Origin of the sequence: Methylobacterium sp. WL6 (assembly GCF_008040095.1) — a bacterium.
Lineage (GTDB): Bacteria > Pseudomonadota > Alphaproteobacteria > Rhizobiales > Beijerinckiaceae > Methylobacterium.
This window is the reverse complement of sequence record NZ_VRVH01000026.1, coordinates 1-21,003: the sequence shown is the minus strand read 5'-3', so window position 1 is coordinate 21,003 and position 21,003 is coordinate 1. Positions and strand designations below refer to the sequence as shown.

25 protein-coding genes and 3 pseudogenes are annotated in these 21,003 nt (G+C 62.2%); 15 read left to right on the top strand and 13 right to left on the bottom strand.

The features are described 5' to 3' along the window. Positions 1-203: 203 nt before the first annotated feature. The 7 genes and pseudogenes from FV230_RS30595 to FV230_RS06345 all read right to left on the bottom strand — a co-directional run bounded on the left by FV230_RS30595 (position 204) and on the right by FV230_RS06345 (position 3,156). Entirely contained in the window at positions 204-404 is a 201-nt protein-coding gene (locus FV230_RS30595; protein WP_147725975.1) for an Rmf/CrpP family protein, read from the bottom strand. Between the two features lie 301 nt (positions 405-705). Then, complete coding sequence (locus FV230_RS06370; protein ID WP_147725976.1) at positions 706-954, bottom strand: hypothetical protein; 249 nt, start codon at positions 952-954, stop codon at positions 706-708. Between the two features lie 176 nt (positions 955-1,130). Beyond that, positions 1,131-1,637: a DUF305 domain-containing protein gene (locus FV230_RS06365; RefSeq protein WP_147725977.1), complete on the bottom strand. Its 507-nt coding sequence runs from the start codon at positions 1,635-1,637 to the stop codon at positions 1,131-1,133. Positions 1,638-1,820: 183 nt separating this feature from the next. Beyond that, positions 1,821-2,123, bottom strand: a complete 303-nt coding sequence (locus tag FV230_RS06360) for a hypothetical protein (RefSeq protein WP_147725978.1) — start codon at positions 2,121-2,123, stop codon at positions 1,821-1,823. Then, a complete protein-coding gene (locus FV230_RS06355) occupies positions 2,120-2,299 on the bottom strand; it encodes a hypothetical protein (protein ID WP_147725979.1) in 180 nt (59 codons plus the stop codon). The genes FV230_RS06360 and FV230_RS06355 overlap by 4 nt, the downstream gene beginning before the upstream one ends. Beyond that, positions 2,296-2,589, bottom strand: a pseudogene (locus tag FV230_RS06350) (HU family DNA-binding protein). The gene FV230_RS06355 and the pseudogene FV230_RS06350 overlap by 4 nt, the downstream one beginning before the upstream one ends. Positions 2,590-2,619: 30 nt before the next feature. Next, positions 2,620-3,156 (bottom strand): DUF2059 domain-containing protein, encoded by a 537-nt coding sequence (locus FV230_RS06345; protein WP_246686667.1) that lies wholly within the window; start codon positions 3,154-3,156, stop codon positions 2,620-2,622. A 438-nt stretch (positions 3,157-3,594) separates the two neighbouring features. Here FV230_RS06345 and FV230_RS30590 point away from each other — a divergent pair, with 438 nt between their 5' ends. Beyond that, positions 3,595-4,332 carry a helix-turn-helix domain-containing protein gene (locus tag FV230_RS30590; protein WP_147841711.1) on the top strand — a complete coding sequence of 246 codons (738 nt, stop codon included), beginning with the start codon at positions 3,595-3,597 and terminating at the stop codon, positions 4,330-4,332. A 454-nt stretch (positions 4,333-4,786) separates the two neighbouring features. Continuing rightward, positions 4,787-5,275: a hypothetical protein gene (locus FV230_RS06330; RefSeq protein WP_147725982.1), complete on the top strand. Its 489-nt coding sequence runs from the start codon at positions 4,787-4,789 to the stop codon at positions 5,273-5,275. Positions 5,276-5,512: 237 nt separating this feature from the next. On the opposite strand, the gene FV230_RS06325 is transcribed toward FV230_RS06330, so the two are convergent. Beyond that, complete coding sequence (locus tag FV230_RS06325) at positions 5,513-5,740, bottom strand: hypothetical protein (protein ID WP_147725983.1); 228 nt, start codon at positions 5,738-5,740, stop codon at positions 5,513-5,515. A gap of 292 nt (positions 5,741-6,032) precedes the next feature. On the opposite strand from FV230_RS06325, the gene FV230_RS06320 reads away from it, so the two are divergent. The 3 genes from FV230_RS06320 (at position 6,033) to FV230_RS06310 (ending at position 7,268) form a co-directional block, all read left to right on the top strand. Further along, the gene (locus tag FV230_RS06320) at positions 6,033-6,602 is read left to right on the top strand and encodes a ferritin-like domain-containing protein (protein ID WP_147841709.1); all 570 of its coding nucleotides are present in this window, start codon (positions 6,033-6,035) and stop codon (positions 6,600-6,602) included. 11 nt (positions 6,603-6,613) lie between these two features. Then, positions 6,614-6,850: a DUF2171 domain-containing protein gene (locus tag FV230_RS06315; protein WP_147725985.1), complete on the top strand. Its 237-nt coding sequence runs from the start codon at positions 6,614-6,616 to the stop codon at positions 6,848-6,850. Positions 6,851-7,043: 193 nt separating this feature from the next. Next, positions 7,044-7,268: a hypothetical protein gene (locus FV230_RS06310; RefSeq protein WP_147841708.1), complete on the top strand. Its 225-nt coding sequence runs from the start codon at positions 7,044-7,046 to the stop codon at positions 7,266-7,268. Positions 7,269-8,198: 930 nt separating this feature from the next. On the opposite strand, the gene FV230_RS06305 is transcribed toward FV230_RS06310, so the two are convergent. Both FV230_RS06305 and FV230_RS29410 read right to left on the bottom strand, forming a co-directional pair. Continuing rightward, positions 8,199-8,381: a hypothetical protein gene (locus FV230_RS06305; protein ID WP_147725987.1), complete on the bottom strand. Its 183-nt coding sequence runs from the start codon at positions 8,379-8,381 to the stop codon at positions 8,199-8,201. Positions 8,382-8,445: 64 nt separating this feature from the next. Then, on the bottom strand, positions 8,446-8,610 hold the full coding sequence (locus tag FV230_RS29410; RefSeq protein WP_187274943.1) for a hypothetical protein: 165 nt from the start codon (positions 8,608-8,610) through the stop codon (positions 8,446-8,448). A gap of 484 nt (positions 8,611-9,094) precedes the next feature. Between FV230_RS29410 and FV230_RS06300 the strand changes: the two genes are divergently transcribed. Continuing rightward, positions 9,095-9,457: a hypothetical protein gene (locus FV230_RS06300; protein ID WP_147725988.1), complete on the top strand. Its 363-nt coding sequence runs from the start codon at positions 9,095-9,097 to the stop codon at positions 9,455-9,457. A gap of 1,603 nt (positions 9,458-11,060) precedes the next feature. On the opposite strand, the gene FV230_RS06290 is transcribed toward FV230_RS06300, so the two are convergent. Together FV230_RS06290 and FV230_RS06285 are read right to left on the bottom strand one after the other, a co-directional pair. After that, on the bottom strand, positions 11,061-11,321 hold the full coding sequence (locus tag FV230_RS06290; RefSeq protein WP_147841707.1) for a hypothetical protein: 261 nt from the start codon (positions 11,319-11,321) through the stop codon (positions 11,061-11,063). Beyond that, positions 11,321-12,031 (bottom strand): Crp/Fnr family transcriptional regulator, encoded by a 711-nt coding sequence (locus tag FV230_RS06285; protein ID WP_147841706.1) that lies wholly within the window; start codon positions 12,029-12,031, stop codon positions 11,321-11,323. Before FV230_RS06285 ends, FV230_RS06290 begins: the two co-directional genes overlap by 1 nt. A 275-nt stretch (positions 12,032-12,306) precedes the next feature. On the opposite strand from FV230_RS06285, the gene FV230_RS06280 reads away from it, so the two are divergent. From FV230_RS06280 to FV230_RS06250, 8 genes and pseudogenes are all read left to right on the top strand, one after another. Further along, positions 12,307-13,458: a helix-turn-helix domain-containing protein gene (locus FV230_RS06280; RefSeq protein ID WP_147841705.1), complete on the top strand. Its 1,152-nt coding sequence runs from the start codon at positions 12,307-12,309 to the stop codon at positions 13,456-13,458. Beyond that, positions 13,455-13,712, top strand: a complete 258-nt coding sequence (locus FV230_RS06275; RefSeq protein ID WP_147841704.1) for a hypothetical protein — start codon at positions 13,455-13,457, stop codon at positions 13,710-13,712. Before FV230_RS06280 ends, FV230_RS06275 begins: the two co-directional genes overlap by 4 nt. 664 nt (positions 13,713-14,376) lie before the next feature. Continuing rightward, positions 14,377-14,589, top strand: a complete 213-nt coding sequence (locus FV230_RS06270; protein WP_246694761.1) for a hypothetical protein — start codon at positions 14,377-14,379, stop codon at positions 14,587-14,589. A gap of 724 nt (positions 14,590-15,313) precedes the next feature. Further along, on the top strand, positions 15,314-16,543 hold the full coding sequence (gene repA / locus FV230_RS06265) for a plasmid partitioning protein RepA (protein WP_147841703.1): 1,230 nt from the start codon (positions 15,314-15,316) through the stop codon (positions 16,541-16,543). Continuing rightward, positions 16,528-17,553, top strand: a complete 1,026-nt coding sequence (gene repB, locus FV230_RS06260) for a plasmid partitioning protein RepB (protein WP_348642124.1) — start codon at positions 16,528-16,530, stop codon at positions 17,551-17,553. Before repA ends, repB begins: the two co-directional genes overlap by 16 nt. Before the next feature lie 188 nt (positions 17,554-17,741). Then, entirely contained in the window at positions 17,742-18,335 is a 594-nt protein-coding gene (gene repC, locus FV230_RS30585; RefSeq protein ID WP_246694759.1) for a plasmid replication protein RepC, read from the top strand. Beyond that, a complete protein-coding gene (repC, locus tag FV230_RS30580) occupies positions 18,332-19,057 on the top strand; it encodes a plasmid replication protein RepC (protein ID WP_246694758.1) in 726 nt (241 codons plus the stop codon). Before repC (FV230_RS30585) ends, repC (FV230_RS30580) begins: the two co-directional genes overlap by 4 nt. A 66-nt stretch (positions 19,058-19,123) precedes the next feature. Beyond that, positions 19,124-19,396, top strand: a pseudogene (locus FV230_RS06250) (ISL3 family transposase); the annotation flags it as partial. Positions 19,397-19,511: 115 nt separating this feature from the next. Here FV230_RS06250 and FV230_RS06245 read toward each other — a convergent pair. Next, a pseudogene (locus FV230_RS06245) lies at positions 19,512-20,264 on the bottom strand (IS6 family transposase). A gap of 549 nt (positions 20,265-20,813) precedes the next feature. On the opposite strand from FV230_RS06245, the gene FV230_RS30305 reads away from it, so the two are divergent. After that, positions 20,814-21,003, top strand: a 190-nt coding sequence (locus FV230_RS30305) for a hypothetical protein (protein ID WP_147841701.1), incomplete at its 3' end; no start/stop codon positions are given.

Below are 21,003 nucleotides of genomic sequence, written 5' to 3'. Positions count from 1 at the left end.
ACACCCAGGCTGGGTCAATCTCTCGATTTTCGTTAGCGGCTTCCAGCGCCCTAGCTGCGAAGCAGGAACGTACTGCCCGATGGAATGCTTCTTGCTCAGCAGGCGATAGATATCTCAGATTAGACATTAGGAGTACCCTGCCTGCAATTGCATCAGGATGCTGCGCGGACTGAGCTTCTAAGATCATGATTATTTGGGTTTCTCTACGGCGCCCGGATCGCTGACCCCAGATGCCAATCGGGAGCATCATCGCGTGGCGTACCGTCATAGCCTTCCAGCCAGGATACGCGCTCCTCGCTGTTATGAGGATAGGGGCAAGCATCCTTCGGCCTGCCATGGATACGAGCCTGCGCGCCCTCTTCGACTGGGTCAGAGTAAAAATTCAGATGCCGGGTCTGGGCCATGGCGATGACTCCGCGCTGAAGATCTGCTGGGTTAACCACGCCAAAACGAACACGATCCCGCGGCATAAGAAGCGATCGGATTTGTCTTGGGACTGACCGGTGGTGGATCGTTGATTCGCTGGTAACAGACCGGAGGCACCGTGCAGGCAAGCCGGGCTCAGGACCGATTCGCTCGTAAGATGCACGAAGCACCCGTCGCCCCGTGATCAGATCGGGGACGGGCCTACCTCTAGCGGGGTTCATCCGCGGGGAACTCGTCAGATCAGCCCGCTCGGCTTCGGCCGCGGCGGGTTTTTCTGACTTATGGAACAAATACACCAAGGGCGTTGGTAGTGAGTTTGAAGTCGAGCCGGAAAAGTTCCTCGCTCGCTTGGTTCGTGACTGACATCAGCCACGGCCTGCCATCGCGCTGCCGATCAGCGTCGGCTTCTAACAAGGCCCCAGCGATCGTTACAGCCTGCCGACGGGCCGCTCCAATATCTGCGAGGAACATGCCCTCATGGTCCGAGGTGCGGGCGCCATCATCGACATTGAAGTGGTAGTGAGGCATCGCACGCTCCGCGAGAATAGGCAGGAGCGTAAAGCGCTCGCAGCCGCCAGCGCCCAGAAACGGCTGGCGATATAGAGTAAAGGGCGCGCAAGCCCAACTGTTCCCATGGCTTTATGTAACAAAAAACAATATGACGCAAGCGTATGGCGATCCCGGTGAATTGTGGACGCTGATTGCTATTGAACGCCGGACCCCGGTACCCAAGTGGCTCCCGCAGCCTCGGTACGAGTACCAGCCTCCGGCGACAGGCTTCGAAACGAGTTCGGGCCAATGATGTGGGTCGGGCCGCGGCTGGAGGCGGTCGCCACGCCATGGCTTTGAAGCCATCCCTGCATTTGTACAATCTCGCGCTGCTGTTCCACGATGATCGACTCGGCGAGCTGACGGCTCCAGGGATCCTTTGCGCGGCGCATCGCGACCTTTGCCATATCGATTGCGCCTTGATGGTGGGGGATCATCTGCAGGCGGAAATCCACATCGGCGTCACCCGTGTAGGGTACAGCCATATTCTTCATCATCTGCTCATGTGACGCTTTGAACTCTCGCGTAGCAGGCGTGTCAGCGGCGTTGCCCTTGCCAGCGCGATCCATCTGCATGTGCATAGGGTGATGGCTTTGGGCTATCGCGTTTCCGGCCATTGCCGTCGCGAACGCCGCCCCTGCCAACCAAACGATGTGCCGCATACCTATCTCCCCCGTGCGAACTTAACCTATACAAATCAGGCCTAAGCGTTCCAACGATGGGAAGGTCAAGGCAGAAGCAGGTCGGATCGGTGCAGGTGATGCCATGGGTCTCGCCGGATGTGGGCCGGCGGGGATAGGGGCCCGGGCCGGAGGGCCCAACGCGGCTGACAGCCGCCGGCTGCGCTACTCTACCGACCGCAGCTTCGGCCCGGCGCCGGTGTGTGCACCCGCTAAGTTCGGCCGCGTGCTGATCCGGTCCTTTCGTCTGCAGGCCGGGCACATCAGCCGCAGCGCGACATCGGGTACCGGCAGATCGTCCGGCAGGCCGTCGAACGGCATCGCACCAGCGTGTCCGCACTCGCAGTGGATCAGCAGCCCGCGCGCGCCGTTAGCCTTGCTGTTCGCGATGGTGGCCGGCGGCTGCTCAATGCCATCGGCGTCGTACCAACGGCGCGGATTGCGCAGGTACCTAGGAACGCTGCTCACTGCATCCGCTCCGGTCCCTCAACCAAGCCGAAGAGCCGCACCAACGCGATCAGCTCGCCGTCGGTGCACTCGTGGCCGTCGACCAGCCACAGCCCGAGGTCGCCGCCGGTCGGCTCCACCGTCCGACCGATCGCACGGAGGGCTTCGACTGCTTCGTGGAAGGGGTCATCACTCACGGCACCTCCGCCTCTGGGTTGAGCCGGTCTCGCATCTCTTTACCGGTCTTGAAGACCAGCTTCGACTTCGCCTCGACAGAGAAGGGCGCGCCGGATCGCGGATTGCGCCCCACCCGCGCCTGTGCCTCCACGACGGTGAAGGAGCCGAACCCACGCAGCTCGACACGATCGCCTGCCGCGATGGCGTCTGAGAGCCGGCCTAGGATGGCATCAACCACGGCCTCGCAATCCTACGCGTAGAGTTGCGGGTTCAGCGCGGCGAGGAACTGGACGAACTCGGATCGGATCATGGCAGCGAAATCGACCTTGCCGTTGTGCCGTCAGTGCGGCTTCGCCGGTCCGGTCGATCCCCATCCGTGGGTCTGAATCGCCTTGGTCAGCTTACCCTGCATCTCGGGCATCACTGCCTGCATCCACTGCTGCGTTCCTACGAGCTGCGCTTGCGCTAGCTGGGGCTGGGCAGCGACTAGGCGCTTGCCGGTCGGGGTGGCGTAGAACGTCGCGATTACCTGCAGGTCGTCCTTGCCAAGGGCCGCAGCGAAGCCGCGGGCCTGGATATCGAGAAGCTCATCGTAGTGAGCCGTGAGGGTCGGAAGCACGACCTCCTGGACCAGGGCTTGAGCCTGATCCTGCTGCTTGACCCCAATCTGCTGCATCATGCCGACCATCGGCGTCGCCATCGCGTTCAGCAGCGCCGTCCGATCCCCCTGCATCTGCGCAACAACATCACGAGCCGCCTTCAGCGTTGCGGGATCAAGTGTAGCGGCCGGAGCGGTCGACTTGGCCGCCGGTTGGGCCATTACCATGGTAGTAACGGAAACAGCGAGGTAATAAGCGATAAGGGCTAAGCGGCGCATTAGATGATCCGATCGCGTTCGGGTGCGACGCAGCTCTGCGGCAGGACGCCGGCTCTCGTACCATGCTCGATGTCAGCTGCATCAGCTCTCAACGACGCCAGTGACGATCCACTCCGCAACGTTGACTTAACGGTGTCACCCAGCCGACATGCCATGTCCGGCTATGGCGCGCCCTGTGGCGAGTCGTGAGCCGGCTAGAACAAGGGACCAAGGCCGCGAGAAAGACCTAAGCCCAAAACGCCAACGGCCCCACCCCGGCAAGGGTGAGGCCGTCGAAATCGATGGGTCTGCGGAGACCGCTTACAACTCCCCAGACATCATAGCTCCCGCCGGGAGTCAATCGGGATCGTTTCCCGAGACGATGGTGTTTTGCCTTTTGCCGGGGACAGCTACCGCTGCGCCTCCTGCTTTGACGCGGCCCGAGCAGGGCTGTGAGCGATGAACTACGCCTATGAGATCCGCCGACAGGCGGAGGTGGCCCCGCGCGCCGCGTTGCCGGCCGTCGCTTCCGCAATGTGGAAGGCGTTCGGCGAAGGCCACCTGTCCGAAGCCGAGACCGAGGCACTGTCTGGGCTGATCGAGGCGCGGCAGGCTGATACCGGAACTCACGCCCCAAAGCCTCTAGGAACCCCCAGGCGCCGCAGCGGCTCTCGCCCGTGCACGGATGCCTCGATGGCCCGCCGACGGCGCTGGGCAGCTTCCGGGCGGCTTCCACCGGGCATTGCGGCACGGTTTACCCTAGCCGAGCAGGCGGTGCTCGCCGTGATCGCAGTGGAGGTGGCGAAGCGGGGGGACTGTCGTCTAGCCGTCGGACACATCGCCGCGATTGCGGGCGTATCCGAAACGATGGTGCGGAACGCGATCCGTGAGGCTCGAAGGCACTGCCTCCTCACCGTCGAGGAACGCCGCCTCGCTCGCTTCCGTAGCGATACCAACGTAGTCTGCATCGTGTCGCGGGAGTGGTGTGCTTGGCTGCGACTCGCCCGATCCCCCGAGCGCGGTGCCGCACCGCGTCAATCAGGGGGTGGGTGCAGATCCCCGCAGGGCACGAATACTCCTGTACCTTACCCTGTGAATTTAGAGGGCGGGAGAAGACAGAAGGGCTGCCGACAGTTGACGAATGGCGCAGGCAATAAAGCTGCGTCTGACATCCGAGAGCTAGGCAGGACCGGTTGAGCCGTGTCGTGGAAAGACGAAAATGGACGACAAATCGACCGTTGTAACGATGCAAGATGACCTGTCGGCGAAAGCCGCCGGCGCTTGGGCTCGGCGCTCGCTGCACGTGTTAGATATGCTCAAGTTGTGAAACACCCCATCTCAGCCGAGAAGCTTACAGCTCTGATCTTCGCAGCGCGATTGCTTAAAGAATACAACGCGCCATGGCCACCATTGATGAAACAGGTTTTGAATGAACTCATGTTGCATTATAAACAACCGCAAGTTGTTAAAGCTGCTTTGCGTAGGGTATAAGCGGCTAGTGTGCTGTCTGAGAAACACCCTCTCCGCTTTTCATTTTGCTTCCAGAAGCCCATCGCTGAAACGTTGATTGAATGGTAGTGCGCCTAACCAAGTCGTTAACCGAAGGCCTTCGCTCGAATTAGGCCTCAAGTGCTTTTAGAGGGGTGGAGCCATGGACACGGCAACAAAATACCTTTGGCAGAGCTTGTCAGCTTTAGACGCTCCTGTTGAAGATCCTGCCCTTAAGGCAAGTCCGGCTAAAGTGGTTCGGCTTGTTGCGCCCGTTGAAGACATCAGCGGCGGATCGCTGCCGACGCCTCTCTCCTCATCAAAGGACTGGTCGAAGCTGATCGAGCGAGTTCGGCATGCGGCCAAGCACGCCCGCGAGGTCGAGGCGCAGGCTCAAGAACAGGAGCTGCGCGTCCAGGAGGTGCTCGATCGCGTCCGCGAGGATGTCCGCAACGCCGCCGAGCGCGTCCGAGTTGCTGAGGCGCGCACCGCTGAAATTCAGAGCCGTGCCGACGCCTTGCTGAAGGCGGCCGACGAGAAATTGAAGGCGGCTGAGGAACGGGCACGGACTGCGGAGGAGTGGCTCACACGCGTCTACGACACGATCGCAAGCGAGTTCACCATCGAGCCTGATGTAAAACGGACACCTTGAACCGATGCTGCGAAGCGGCTGATGACTGCTACAGCACACGCCTCTCGACGCATGTGCGCCGGCGGCGGTCGCGAACGCCGTCAGGCAGCCCGGCACAGGGAGAAGACGACGACAGGTCGATGCGGGCCAGTTCCCTGCGTCGTGCCCGTGACGCCTCGGGCCGGGTGGTCGTTTGAAGGTCGATGCTGCGGGGAACAGGAACTGCAGGCGCCGGCTTATGGCCTGCTACTTCTCTGCCTACTGCATGCGGTGCGGAGCGGCGTTTGCCATGATCCAACGCGGCGAGAGGATGTCGCCGTCCTCAGTGAGGATCCAAGGCTGTGCGTCGTCAACCTGGATGCTTTCAGCCGCTGCCGCGATGGCTTCGCGCAGGGTGGAGAACGCCTGTCCGCGTGCGGTATGAGCTAACCCGTTGGACGGCCAGACGGTCAACTCGGCACGCTTATCGAGGTCGGCGAGTACCATGCAAGTGCTCCGGTTCACTGCAGGAGCGGGGATGTCTACCGCTGCACCGTGATCGGCATGTGGCGATCCGGTTACTGAACCGTGTCGCTGCCGTCACGGGGGCGTGAGGACGGCTCCGCAGCCTTACGGCTCTTCGAACTCACCGGCGGCTTCAGCGCCGTAGCCGTTCGCTACCGGATTGTCCCAGTTCCTACACAGGCCAAAAATATCTACGGGACCCGATCCTGAATGGGGGCGTTGGCCGGCGAAGTGACGCCTGATCGAGGCTCGTCGCAAACTGGAGACCCGCCACATGGCCACCAAGTCGAAGACACTGCATGATGCGTTCTACGAGACCTTGAAGGACGTCTACTACGCCGAGAAGCAGTCGGTGAAAGCGCTCAAGAAGTCGGCCAAGGCCGCCGAGCATGCCGAGCTGAAACAGGCGTTCGAGACCCACGCCGAGGAGAGTGCCAACCAGGTCGATCGCCTGCAGCAGGTGTTCGAGATCATTAGCAAGCCGGCGCGTGCCAAAACCTGCGAGGCGATGCAGGGCCTGACCTCCGAAATGGAGGAGGACCTGGAGGACTTCGGTGACACTCCGGCGGCTGATGCGGTTCTGGCTGCCTGCGCTCAGGCCGTCGAGCACTACGAGATCGCCCGTTATGGCACCCTGAAGACCTGGGCGAGCCAGCTTGGCTACGCAGACGCGGCGAAGCTCCTCGACGAGACCCTGCAGGAGGAGAAGAAGACCGACGCGCTGCTCTTGGAAATCGCCGAGAGCATCAATGTCGAGGGGTCTGAACAGCCTGATGCCGAGGAAGATGCGGAGGTGACGCAGAAGGCTGCGCCGCGCAAAACTAGCAAGGTCAAGGCAGTTTGAGGGCCGCAGCCATGGTCGACATCACGAAGATCCAGGAACACATGCCGGTCTCCGGTTCTGACGGTGGACACGTCGGCACAGTCGATCATCTCGACGGGCAGCGCATCAAACTGACCCGTACCGACCCGGAGGCGGAAGGCGTTCACCACTTCATCCATGTCGACTCGATCGACGCTGTCGAGAACGGTGAGGTGCGGTTAAACAGGACCACCGCCGAAGCCAGGGACGAGTGGGGTACTGCGGAGTAGGCCTTTGCCGTGCTCTGCAACGCGGAGTCAGGCTGATACCAAGTCGTGAGAGCCCAAGGGGGACTGGTCAGCTAAAAAGTAGGTGGCGGCCCTGCCGTGGGGTGGGAAAGCAGGGCCGCCGCAGCGGATCGGGGGCGATCAGCTGGCCGCGTATGCAGCGTAGCTCAGCATCTGCCGAACAAGTTGACGAAGGATGACCGACGAGACGGCGGCGCTGATCCTGGCGCTTGCGACCGAGAACGCTGAGCTGAGCGCGGCTCTCGCCGAGGCGCAGGAACTCCTTGTCGAGACCGCCGTGGATGCCGGCGAGATGCACGCGCACGTCGAGGAATTGCAGGCCGAGTTGACCAAAATGCTTGTCGAGCGCTCCTGCAACGGCGGGAAAAACGCCGTTTGGATCAACCTCACAGGATCGTGAGACTTCAAGTTTGGAGCGAAACTTTCTCCCATTTTGATCCGTACCCGCACCACGGGCCAACGGCTTAGCTTATGCGGTTGTCCTGGGTATCTCCTTGGGCTTGTTAGATATCGGCACTCTATGTCCCTCAATCACCAACCTGGACACCCATCGCGCCGTCCGCGCCCATCCTTGGTTGTCGCCATGTGCCTCCTGCCGGTCCTACTCTGGATCGCCATCTACCTGGTCTGTGGCAAGATCGTCTGGTTCTGACGCCATTCCCTCCGATCCGCGCTGCTAGATCCTCGGACGAAGGTACTGCGCGAGAAGAAATCCGCCTTGCAGAGCGCTCAGATGAGCAAAGAGGATCAGGAACTCCAGCCAGCCGAGTCTCCATTGGATGACGCAGGTTGCGATGTACGCAGCAACGACGCACCCCGAGGCGAACAGGATTACCCATAGACGATAGTAGCACCCTGCTGCGATCCCAGCAGCGAACAGAAGCGCGGATGTGATCATTCCTTCCCAATCACATTCCCAGCGTTTCAAGCTTCTTAACATAATCTCTAGAATCATTCGGTCGATGACGCGGCAGACCCTGTGCGGATCTGTCTCGGCGAATGCACCTAAGGTGTGCCGTCACCCGGCGCGCCCTTCCCGTTTTCGGCGTAGGATACCAGCGGTACCGCGAAGGCAGACAACAATGCGCAGACGCGGACAGCCCGATAGAATCCGCGACGCGTTTATCGTGGCTGGAGGTGCCATCATTGGCGCAGCCATGGTGGTCGAGATCCAGTTCCTAATGCCGCAGAACCCTCTGGCTGCCACGTTGATTGTGATTGGCGCTGCCCTGATGGCGACCGCTGCTACGCTGCACTTCTCGCGTTGGTGACCCGTACCTATGACCCGCTGAGGCCTGACAACAGCACCCGGCGGGTACCCTGCCGAAGGCTATCGCCGCTGCTTGTCCGCTTCCTCACCGGCGACCGCTTCCACCGCCGCGATTGCGTTCTCCAACTCCGCAATCCGCTTCAGGGTGCTATCCGCGGGCATCGTGTCGTACTGAGCGGCGTCCATGATGAGGTCGCGCTGGCGGATCTTGAGGCGGTCCAGGAGGGCTTCGAGCTTGTCCATGGCGCCCTCTAGCGAGAGCATTCGGTCTCGACAACCGCTATAGGAACCTTTGAGGCTGAAAGAGCTAGCTCGGCTGCTCTTCGGTCTCTTCGATCGCCGCCTCGTCGTCCATCTGCGGTGCCGGCGCGGGGCTCGGCGGTGGATCGCCTTCGGGCTCCTGCGGTGCAGGCGATGGGTCTCCGATCGGCGCCGGATCGTCGCCAGGCTGCGGGGTGTCAGCGTCGATCATCGTATCGCTCCTATGACGTTTCCCGGGAAGCAAAGTCCCGATGATCGACCACGTTCCAGTTGTTTTTTAGAACCCGCGCTTGATGCTCAGCCGAGTGGATGAACTCGATGCGTCATGGGGGGGGGCAGGCTTTTTCCGCCGGAGGTCGGACGATCTGAGCCTCCCGGTCGGGCCGGCACGGGCAGCAACATCCAATGCGTGTAGTCATTCCATGACCATCCCCGATCATCCTCTGGGTGAACTCTCTCGCCGCGGATGTCGGCGCGGATGATGTGCATTTCGAATTTTGCGGCTGAACCCTGACCGATCCATAGGCCTGCAACGAACCGTTGCCCGTCCCGTGGTGCGGTCTTCATACCTTGCCAGCTCACGACTTTCTCCGGTTTGCCTTGGTTCGACGGACCAACGAGTTATTGAAGGCGAAGGTCCGCTATGTTTCCGGCAGCAATCTCGACATGCGCACTCAATCGGCTATTTTCCTCCAATGCGTTATGTCCTCGCCGCCTTCGCCACGATCCTGACGGCCGGCGTTTGCACGGCCGCGCCAACCGACGACGGGCAGCGAGCCGAGAAGATCGACGGGCTGGTGCGCATCGTCGGCGCACAGGCTGGCATCGTCCTCCACTGCCGGCAGTTCTATGCGATCGACGACAAGGTGTCGGACGGTTTATCTAGCACCGTACGGCCTACACTCGATCAAAGCCTTGGGCAGAAGCAGGCTCAGACCGCTGTCGACGATGAGGGCAAGCGCCTTGCACAGGAAATCGCGGAGGTCGGCCCCGAGCGCTGGTGTGCCGACCAGCGGAGCATCCTGAACACCGAGGGCGTCCGCGTTTTTCTGGACTGATCGGCCGCCCTGGTTGTGACTTGAACGGCTCGAAATGCCCTGGCGAGAAGCTGGCTCGCATGTCAGAGCGGTGCGTGACCCAGCCAGTCCCAAGCCCATGCGAAGTGAAGGTCAACGGGCAATGGCTCGTAGTCAGTCTCGCCGAAGCCTCAATCAAGTTCGTCGCTTCCGAGAAGCGGTGCCCGGCTTGTCATGGCCGCGTGGCAATCCCCGGCACGTTCACTTCGAGGGCAAAGCGAAGGCTTGACCATCGTCGTAATCATGCCGGCTGCCCGCTGCTAGCGAAGATCTACTGCGGCACCCCATCGCCGCATCCGAACGCGGTCGAGTAGGCGAGTGAGCCTTCATGGCTCCGGTGCGCTATCGACCCAAGCGTCGGAACAAGTTGCGCCGAAAAGACCTGAGCTTGCGGTGCAAGTCCGAACGGTCTGCGCTTTGACCGACCGCTCACAAAGCCCGGCAACAATCCGAGCTTGGTGATCACATGGAAAGAAGCCGCTTAGCCGATTTATGCTCACAGAGACAGGCGCCGTGGATAGGTCGCACAATCTAACGATCAGTCAGATAAAAGTAGAGGTTGCGCGATGAACGGTCATGCCATGAGTTTCGGGGCCGACGCGGGCCCGCAGGTCTACCACGCGTTCGTAGTTGTATTTCAAGATGAGCAGGGCAGAACTTTCGGCAGCTTCGGTCCGACCCGTCAGCCGTTTCACTCATACGCCGTTGGCAATCAACTGTACGTCGATGGAGCAGACAGGACTATCACGTTAGTCCGTCACAGCGTTCATTCCAAGGCCCCACCAGAGGATTGGGTTCTGCAGACGACCGTTATCGTCCGGTAGTTTATAGTACTGGATCATCAACCAGCTCAAGCCGAAGCTCTCATGCCCTGAGGCGAGAGCGGCATGCTTTCCATGATCGGATCAAGCTTTACCCTTCCCCATCTCCCGAAGCGGACATCAAGGGCCAGAGATAGTGGTTCAGTTCGAAATCTCGCGGGGCTGACTCGGCTGTAGTTGGCGCGCATCCGCGTGGCATGGCCCCGGTATGACAGATGTTACGAAACGCGGCCATGTGATCTCGGTGTTCCCGAGCGAGCAACAACTGGGCTCCTATCGGTGGAGCATCACGGCGTTGTCCACCACATCGGTAACTCAGTCGCCCTACGCTTTCGCGACAGCGTTAGGAGCCACGATGTCCGCGGAATGTTGGCTGCGCGAGATTGCGAAGAGGGGTAGCGAATGATCTTGTCCTCGCTGATCATTGAGGAGCGGATGGACCGAGATCCGGCCTGAGCCACCCCTCCCACATGGCCCGAACGACATGTCGGATAAACGAGCGTTTTCCGGACTGTTTCCGTCCGTGCTGGGTCGACCTAACAAGGAAGCGGACGTTCCGTTTCAGACCCAACCCAGACGCCTAGGCCGCCGTTATCTCCTTTTTGAAGCGGACGTTCGTCAGCCGTTCGGCAACTTCAGCTTGGGGTGGGAAGCGGACCTAAGCTTTTGGCCCAACAGCAGAAGCTCCGCACCCGGCCCTTCCCGGACGTTCCACGAACTGGATTGTGGCCTTGCTCGGCATCTTATGACGCAGTTCGACCTAATCAGTCCAAACCATCATGGTGAGGGACGGTATCGCTGAACGGCACCGTAAGCACGAGGTTGCCGGCCTCGTCGGTGATCTCGAAGCTGCACACCATCCAGTCGCGGATCATGGTCAGCCTGTCCCGCGCGATCATCTTGCGAGCCTCGGACAGGGCGTGGTCGCGGGCAGCTGCCTCGTCGGGTAGCTCATCGCCCTCTTCATCGATCGCCAGCCCTGATGGGCCTTCGCGGTGCCGGACGCTGAAGAAGAACCGTGGCATCAGGTACTCTCGACCAGCCGCGCATACTCTCGCTCGGGTAGGCCGTAGCCCTCCTCAACAACCGCCTCCATCGCCAGGCGATCCAGGATCGTGATGCGACCGCGCCGCGCACGGATCATGCGGTGCCCCTCCAAGGCCTGAACAGCGAGCGTTGTGCTGGAGCGCTGCGCGCCCAACATCGTGGACAGGAACTCGTGTGTGAGCGCGAGGTCATCACCCTCCAGCCGGTCGTGGCACATCAGCAGCCAGCGGGCGAGGCGCACGTCGATGTTGTAGGTGGCGTTGACGAAGGCGGTCTGCGCCGTCTGGAGCAGTAGGGTCTGGACGAAACGCAGCAACAGCTTGCGCAGCGATGGGCTCTCATCGACTGCTGCCATCAGGTCCGCGGTGTCGATCGCCAGCATCTCGCCAGCGTGCTGGACGAAGTGGTGGAACGGCGTCTGATCGACCCCGAGCAGAACAGGTGTCGCCCCGACGAGGCCCTCCCGGCCGATCAGCCCGACCTCGACCTTGCCGGAGCTTCCGCTGACGATCGAGGAGAAGCCGCTCTCCGGAAAGTACAGCGTTCGGATCGTCTCATCGGGCGCGATCAGCGTCTGGCGTAGCTCACCTGTCATGAACCGCAGGTGCGGCTGGAGCCGCGCGAAATCGTCGGCGGGCAGGGCCTTCAGTAGGCGGTTTTGGACGGTGGCGTGCTGGAGTTGGTGCACGGCTCTCTCCCATGAAGGGCAAGAGTGCACACTGTCTCCTAAGCGCCTACGCCCAGAACTACCGGCAGACGATGGCCAAGTATGTGTACAGGCTCCGATAGGTCAACTGTGAGAAACTCGACATAACAAATGTGAAACGTAGCTTTGGAGAAATGTCGGCAACCGCACGAACGGCCGACAGCGACTATCAGATGTTATGGACCGGCGTTTATAAATGCGTTGCTGGAGTCACGTATTGGCAAGTGGCTTTGCAGCGCAATAAGCGGGAGCCATACATGAACCGGATGGGGCAGCAGGCCTCAGTGCTGCTTGCAGAACCCGACGCCATCGTCGCCATGGACCTCAGCGAGGCCTTGGAGACGGCGGGCTACCGGGTGCTCGGTCCGTGCGCGACGACGGAGGAAGCGCTCCGAACCCTTGAGCGCGAGCAGCCGACCCTGGTTGTCCTCGATGTGATGCTACGGGATGGACCCTGCATCCCCCTGTCCCCTGCTCTCCAGCAGCGCGAAATTCCCTTTCTCGTTCACACCAGCGTCCAGCGCGACGAACCAGCGGCGACCAGCTTTCGGAACGCCCCCTGGCTCATCAAGCCCGCTCTGCCTTGGGACGTGGTGACCCTCGTGGACGAGTTGGCCCTCTCCGGTGCCGCCCCCCTCAGCACTGAAGCGCCGACGCCACCTCGGCCGGCCCAGACCGTTGCCACCTGGGGCAACCCGCTCGTACGCAAGTTGGAGGGCTTCGCGCCCCTGTCGGACGCGGACAAGGCGGTGCTGGAGCGGATCAGCGCTCCAGCGCGGATCGTCCCATCACAGACCGACCTCGCGCGCGAAGGCGACGCGCCGGAGGGCGTGATCCTGATCCTGGAAGGCATGGCCTGTCGCCACAAGGTGCGGGCGAACGGCTCCCGACAGATCACCGCCTACCTGGTTCCGGGCGACCTCTGTGACCTCGACGTGGGGTTGCTGGACACGATGGACCACGCGATCACCACACTGTCGGCTTGCCGCGTGGTCCGCATCACACCGGCGATGATCACCGAGGTGGTAGAGCATCACCCGCAAATCGCCCGCGCGCTCCGAATGAGCACGCTGGTGGACGAGGCGACCCTGCGCGAGTGGCTGGTGAACGTCGGATGCCGCTCGGCCCTTGAGCGCGTCGCGCACCTGTTCTGCGAGCTTCAGGTGCGGATGCAGGTGGTGGGACTGTCCGAGGCTTACAGCTACGACCTGCCACTCACGCAGGTGGACCTTGCGGACACGACCGGCCTGTCGAGCGTGCATCTCAACCGCACGCTTCAGGAACTCCGCCGGCAGGGGCTCATCACCCTCCGACAGCGTCGATTGACGATCCTCGACCTTCCGCGCCTCAAGGCGCTGGCCGAGTTCAAGGCCAACTATCTGCATCTGGGAGAGAGGGCTGCGGCATGAACCTGCGCCTCCAGCCGGTGCAGGTCGCTACGGGGAGCGGCGACCAGGAGAGCCGGCTCGTCTTCGCCGATGGGTTTCTCGCGGCCGTGCTGGTTCAGCTGTCCGATCAGCATGGGGAGGACGCGGGCAAGTGGTTCCTGGAGGCAGGCTTCGGGGCACTCGATGATCCGCGCTCACCCCTCTTCGCCGACTTGGATGCGGCCCGGATCTGGATCGAGATACGCCTCGCTAACACCAAAGAAAGTGCACCGTAGCGCGCATCGCGCTTTGGCCGCACCGTCTTTTCGGCATCGACCGCGCGCGCCGGCTGCTGGCTTGGTGTGACAGCGACGGCGCTTGGCGGGGCACATGTTCGGCGGGAACCGCGCACGGTCTCCATCGTGATCGCAGTAGGACGAGCGGCGTGGATGGCGGCGCGGAGACCGGAATTTACAGGCAGCGCGTTCGGAGGGCGTCATAGCCGGCCTCCAATGGCTTTGGTCACCTCGACGCGTCGCTGAACCCATCACCCAATGTCCGGTTCCCCGGAACAGCAGGAGACGTTCATGGCCAGCAAAACCGACCACGCTCACAAGTCATCGCACAACGTCGATGATGCCGAGCCAGCTCCTGCATCCAAACGGCTGAGTAAAGACGGCCTCCCTGAGGATGCCCCAGATCGAGGTTCGGGTCAGGAGGCCGCGAACCACGTTCAGACGACCGTGAAGCACAAGCTTGATCCGAGCCCGCATCGGGCGAGCAAGGCCTAAGCTTGCCTGTCGCGAAGCGCCTCTCCGCTCTGCAGGCTGACCAAGGCGCGCATATTCAACCTGTGTGAATGCCGAGCCTCCCGAAACGGCCGACAGAGGATCGTCCGCAATCAACGGAGTATGCTGCTTGTCGAGCATCCCTGAGGCATCAGTTGGATTTTGGGACGGCGTGCCTGCCCTCGTCACAGCGAAGGTCCGACCCGCGCTGAACGGAGATGCGCGGGATCGTCAATCTCTGGTCGAGTATCTGCGCGATCTGGAAACCGTTGCCCGGCACGAGTGCGGCAGTCGTGAAACCGTGCAGGTGATCGCGTCCGGGCGTCGGCTTCTTGGCGACAGGACCGAGATCGCGTCGGGTGATGGCCCGTTCAGCCGGACCTAAGAAACGGCGAAGCTCACGAACACCATCCCGATAGCCCGGCCCATGCCTCTGAGAGGACAGCCTCGCGCCCGGCCTGATCCGGAGCGGCCTCGACAACCTGTCGCAGCACAGCTTCCATTGCGTTGAACTGTCGTAGCTTGCTCCTGGTCGATCCAGACTCGCGAGGCGGCGCGCGGGAAATCCTTGGACTAGGTCCGACGACAAAGTTTTTTCCGAAAGCAGGTTGGCGAAAATTTACCCGTTTCGGCCGGGGGTCTCTACCTTTACGAGCAGCTTGCAAGCGGAAGTTCCCAGGTTCCGCAAAGGGTCGGGACTGGGCTCGGCGGCGATTTCCGCTTTCATACATCGCCGTCCCGAAGCGGACCGGCAGAAATCCATCCAACCCAGCCGTAGGCCGCTGCCTGTCGTTAGCTTGAAAGCTGATCCTCGCATGGATCACATAGAGTTGCACTGAGCCACGGACGATCACGGGGCGCCTGGTTCCGTAGCGTGCCCTTATGCAAGCGGCATGAGGGGCTGAGAATGCCGCCTCCCACCGCGTAAGAAGGAACCCTTTCGATCAGTCAGTCATGACCCGTCCCCACGAGGTGGTCCTAGTTCAAAGTTAGTGCAGGGTCAGGGTCAGGCTTGCTCCAGACTGGACTTTCCTACCCGAATCGTCTCACTCTGCTCGCTTGCGGTGCTATGGTGATTCTCGCCGTTTCACCGCAAACGAGAAGCGCCGATGACCCAGCATGTCCAGTCAGGCGGACGCCTAGCGCCTGTGTCGAACCAGACCGCAGGACACGATGCCCGAATCCTCGGGGCCAAGCTGCGCGAAATCGCGTCCGTCGTCTTTTCGCCCTCTGAGGATAAGACGCTTCGACGCTTCACCTCCGGCGAGGTCGCCCGCATCCTCGGCATCACCGACAGCCGCGTCCGGCAGCTCTCGCCCGAGCTTCTCGTCTCGGAGCTGGAGGTCGCCCCCGGCGGGCGCCGTCTCTACACCCTGGCTGACATTCATGCGCTGCGTGCGTACCTCGACGAGATCGACCGAGTTGGCCGGCGCTACCTGCCTCATCGAGATCCGGCCAAGGGTGAGCACCTCCAGGTTGTCGCCTGCGTGAACTTCAAGGGAGGTTCGGGCAAGACCACTACCTCGGCCCACCTCGCCCAGTCGCTCGTTCTGCGAGGGTATCGCGTTCTTGCAATCGACCTAGACCCTCAGGCGAGCCTCTCTACGCTGCTGGGGGTACGACACGAGAACGAGCAGGAGCCCTACCCCACCATCTACGACGCGATCAGATACGACGAGGAGCGGCGGCCACTGAGTGAGGTGATCCGGCCGACCTACTTCACTGGGCTCGACTTGGTTGCAGCCGACCTTGAGCTTGAGGTCTTCGAGTTCGAGGCCCCGATGCATTCGGCTCGGCGTAAGGCAAACGATACCGAGCCTCCGTTCTTCGCCAGGATGGGCTTGGCCCTGAGCGAAGTGGCTGACCGTTACGACGTTGTGGTGATCGATTGCCCCCCCCGGCTCGGCTACCTCACCATCGCGGCGCTGTGCGCGTCGACCGCCCTCCTCATCACCATCCATCCGCAGATGCTCGATGTGTCGAGCATGCGCCAGTTCCTCACGATGCTGGACGAGATCATGGAGCCGGTCCGCGAGCAGGGGGCTGCTCCAACCCATGACTGGTTCCGCTACCTTGTCACCCGGTTCGAGCCGCAGGACACGCCGCAGACCGAGGTTGTCGCAATGCTGCGCGGGCTATTCGGCGACCGAGTGTTGACCAAGGCCATGTTGCAGTCGACCGCCGTGTCGAACTCCGGCCTGCGCGGACAGACCGTCTATGAGACGCCGCTGCGGCGGGACGAAGTGACCGGTTCAACCTACCGGCGCGCGCTCGACGCGCTTGATGCGGTCAACGGCGAAATCGAGGGTCTGATCGCGCGTGTATGGGGCCGGACGTGAGCCAGAAGAAGCGCCTCAGCGCCATCATGGGAGTACCGGTCCAGTCGGACACGGCACAACAGTCAACTCCAGATCCCTCAATGACTTACACCCCTGTATCAGGTGCTACAGGCCCCTCTCCCACTTCTGAGAAGCGTCCAGCCGCGGCACGCTCCATGGCGGCAATGTGGGCGGCATCCCGGCCGAGCTCCTTGGGCTCGGATGGTGCGGTGGTCGAGATCGACCCTGCGCTGTGCCTGCCATCGGCGATTGCCGACCGCGTGCCCGATGTAACCGACGAGAGCTTCAACGCCTTCATGGAGCAGGTCCGTGAGGAGGGGCAGCACACGCCAATCCTCGTGCGTCGCCACCCGAGCCGGAACAACCACTACGAGATCGCTTACGGGCGACGTCGGACCCGTGCGGCTATGGCTCTGGGCAAGCCTGTGCGTGCCGTGGTGCGGGATCTCTCCGATGCCGAGCTGATTATCGCTCAGGGCTCCGAGAACCTCGCGCGCGAGAACCTCAGCTACATCGAGAAGGCCCACTTCGCACGGAACATGGAACAGGTCGGCGTCGCCCGCGAGGTGATCCTGAAAGCTATGGGCGTGCACCGCCCTGACCTTGCGAACTACCTCTCTGTCGCAGAGGCCATCCCCGGCTCTGTGCTGACTGCGATCGGCCCGGCTCCCAAAGTCGGCCGCCCGCGCTGGCTGACGCTTGCTGACCGCATTCGCGCGGCGACTCCGGAGCAGGTCAATACCGCCCTTGCCTCCCCGGACCTCGCCGGCAAGGCGTCCGACGAGCGGTTCGCGGTGATCCTAGCCGCGCTAGCTGCGCCGTCGGCTCGCAAGGTGAAGCCGAGGGCCGAGACCCTAAAAAATGCCAAGGGTGTGAAGTTCGCTCGCGTCGAGCGAAGCTCTGACGGCATGCGCGTGACACTGGACGAGAAGGCGGAACCAGGTTTCGCCAACTACCTCGCCGAGCGCCTCCCCGAGATCCTTGCCGCCTACAGGCAGAGCAAGGGCTAACCTGACCCGCAGCAAGAGTTGAAAGGAGACGAGGACACCGCAAAAAAAGAAAGGGCCCCCGGAACCGCGTCCGGAAGCCCCCCTCTGGTCATTAGCAAACGCAGAGGACCATATCTCCCGGCACATCGTCAAGCGTTTTGACGTCGATTCGGCCAACCCCCAATCTTCGCCCGGTACTCAGTCAGACGATGGATCTGCACATCACGACGCCCTTTGGGCGGCGGCGGGTGACGCCTGCGCAAATCCGAGCTCAAGCGAACGCGGACGGCTGCCCTAGCGAGACCACGGTTCACAAATGGACGGTGTTCCGCGACATCGCCGCGGCTCGCACCCGGCTCGGTCTTAATGATAGGGCACTCGCCGTTCTCAACGCACTTCTGACCTTTCATCCCGAGACCGCTCTGTCGGCCGGGGAGGAGCCTGGACTCGTTTTCTTCCCCTCGAACGCCGCTCTTGCTCTACGAGCGCATGGTATCGCCGAGGCGACGCTTCGTAGGCATCTCGTGGCCCTAGTCGAGGCCGGGCTCCTCATTCGACGGGACAGCCCGAACGGGAAGCGCTACGTCCGGAGAGGGCAGGGGGGAGCCATCGCCCAGGCCTACGGCTTCAATCTTGCGCCCCTCGTCGCCCGCGCAGAGGAGATGGCCACGCAAGCCGGCGAGGTTCGAGCTGAGGCGCAGGCGCTGCGCGTCGCCTGCGAGCGCGTGACCCTGCTTCGCCGTGGCTGTGCGAAGCTCATCCAGGCCCTGGAGGCGGGGGGGGCTCACCAGGCACCGCGGTGACGCTACGGGACCGCTATGCCGCCGTTGTGAGTGCTCTTGCCGCGGGTGCCGGCGCCCGGGCATCTGGAGGAGGCAGGGCTGCCCTAACAGCGCTCGCCTTCGATGTGGGCAAGCTGCTCATTGCACACGACGAATTATCAGAATTGAGCAGCACTTCCGCCCAATCCGAGCGGCAAATTCAGAATTCAAATCCAGAGAATCCTGACTTTGAACCAACCTTCGGAATGGTGATGAAGACCTCCGGCGTGCCAGGTCGAGATGAAGCTAGCCCCATGGGCGATGGCGGTACGCGGGGCACCTATCTCCTTGGTCTCGTTCTTAATGCTTGTCCTGACGTGGCGGACTTCGCCCGTGAAGAAATCTGCTCCTGGAGGGACTTGGCGGACACGGCGGAGAAGATCCGACCCATGCTCGGCATCAGCCCTGATACATGGCGCAAGGCATGTGAAGTAATGAGCGACGAGACCGCCGCTGTGACGGTGGCGGCGATTCTCCAGCGTGCCGAGCACATCAAGAGCCCTGGTGGGTACCTGCGCGCCCTCGTAGAGCGGAAGAGGCGAGGGGAGTTCAGCCTCGGCCCGGTGCTCCAGCCATTGATGCGCACTCAACCGCAAACTTTGCCTAGGCAACCCCGCGGCTGCTGTGCCGTTAACCGGGATCCTGATGCAGTTCGCGTGTCAAGAAGCGTTGAAACGGGACCCTGGATCGGCGTTCACTCGTGACTCTGACTCACTCTTGCTGATGCCAGCGGCGTTGAGGTTGCGGACATCCAGCATGGGGCGGCAAGCATGGGCCCCTGCTTCAGGTCGTCGAGCCTCGTACCTGCTGAGTTTGTCGTCGATCATCTCGATATAAGCGCCAATCGGATCGGTCTGGTCGTCAGGTCCGGAGCTGCGATGGCGGTTTGCCCAGACTACCGGACCTCGTCACGTCGCTTTCAAAGCCGCTACCAGCGCCGTGCTGCCGACCTGCCACTCGGTGGTTGGCGTGTCGAACTCCAAAGCATGGTACGACGCTTCTGGTGTGACGTCGCTGCCTGCGGGCGGAAGATCTTCGCCGAGTGATGGGACTGTCAGTGATTTCGTGTGGGGACGGCCGGTTGATCATCAGGCCGCCATGGCCGGGCTTGTCGCAAACTCGGATCTGAGACGCGGAACGACCTCTGCCGTCCCGCTTTCACGCTTTGCTCGCTTGGGGAAGCCCGAAGCAGAGGGAGAGTAGGCGGTTCTGTTCGCTCACCGTCCATGCGCCGGCAAAACCGAAGCCCTTGCGTAGCCAGAGCATGGCTTCGAAGCCCTGGATCGTGCGCTGCGCCGTGTTGAACTAGCGGAAACCGCCCATCCGCGGTATTGATCGCTTCACCCGAAAGTGGTCGCTCTCGATCCACTGCTGCAGGTGCTTGGTGACGTAGTGGGTCGGGGTGCGCGGCAGCAGGCCCGCCTTCCAGCTCTCGGCGATGGCCGGCGGGTATGCGCCGGCGCCATCCGTGCCGATGTAATCCGGAGCGAGCAAAGGCTGCTCCCGCAGCATCTTGTGGAAGAACCGCCTGGGCGCGTCGAGATCCCGGTTGGCCGTGAGGAGGAAATCGACGGGATTGCCGTGCTTGTCGACGGCCCGGTAGAGGTAGCGCCACTCGCCCCGCACCTTGATGTAGGTTTCGTCGATGCGGACCGATCCGCAGTGTGGCCGGCGGAACTGCCGTAACCGCTTCTCGATCAGCGGTGCGTAGGCCAGAACCCAACGGTTCAGGGTGCTGTGATCGACCTCCAGGCCCCGCTCCAAGAAAAACTCCTCGATATCGCGGTAGCTGAGCGGGTAGCGCCGGTACCAGGAGACGGCCTGCACGATGAGCTTCGCTTCGTAGTGGCCGCCCTTAAAGTCGGCTTTGGAGCGCTGTTTCAGCTTCGCAGCGATGGCGGCCTGGATCATAGCCGACTCCTGGGCGGAGGCGGCAAGCTGGTCAGGGATGGCCAACGATCCGTGAAAGAAGGCGCGTTCGAGTTTGCGACAAGCCCGTTCCACGACCGTGTCGGGGGAGGGGGGTGATACTGGCCTCGAATTGCTTATCCTCTCCGCGATGCCACGCTCTTCATGTCAGCACCCAACCAACTGTCAGGCCGCCGGCCGCGGCGGACCTTGCCGCCGTTGCGATGCGGATGCGATTGCCCAGCGGGCGGTCGCCCTCCGGGAGCGTATCCACGCGAACCAGGCCGAGGGCCTTCCAGCGTATGCCCCACGTGGTCGCGAGCATTTCAAGGGAGCAGTAGGAGCACTGCCCTCCTTGGCCCTCGACAACTCAGCGGCATCAGCGTCCCGCCACCATCTTCAAGAACGCAACGCCGGCCGCCGAGATGACATTGCTGGACCCTGACTACGTTAGTAAAGCGAGCTGGAACAAAACTCCCCGTGCGCAACCAGGGGGTATCTGGTGTGGTTCTCAGCTTAGACCCGGATCACCGAGTGTTTTGGGAGAACCTGATGTTGGTACGTTTTGGGGTCGGCATCGTGCTTGCCGCGTTCGCAGCGAGCACGACCATGGCTGCTCCGGTGTCCCCCGAGGATAAGGCCGCCATGCAGCTGCTCTGCGCTGGCGATTTCGCGACCTTATGCACCGGTTTGCCGCCTGAGGACGGCCCTGAGACGCGTGCCTGCTTCAACAGGAACATGT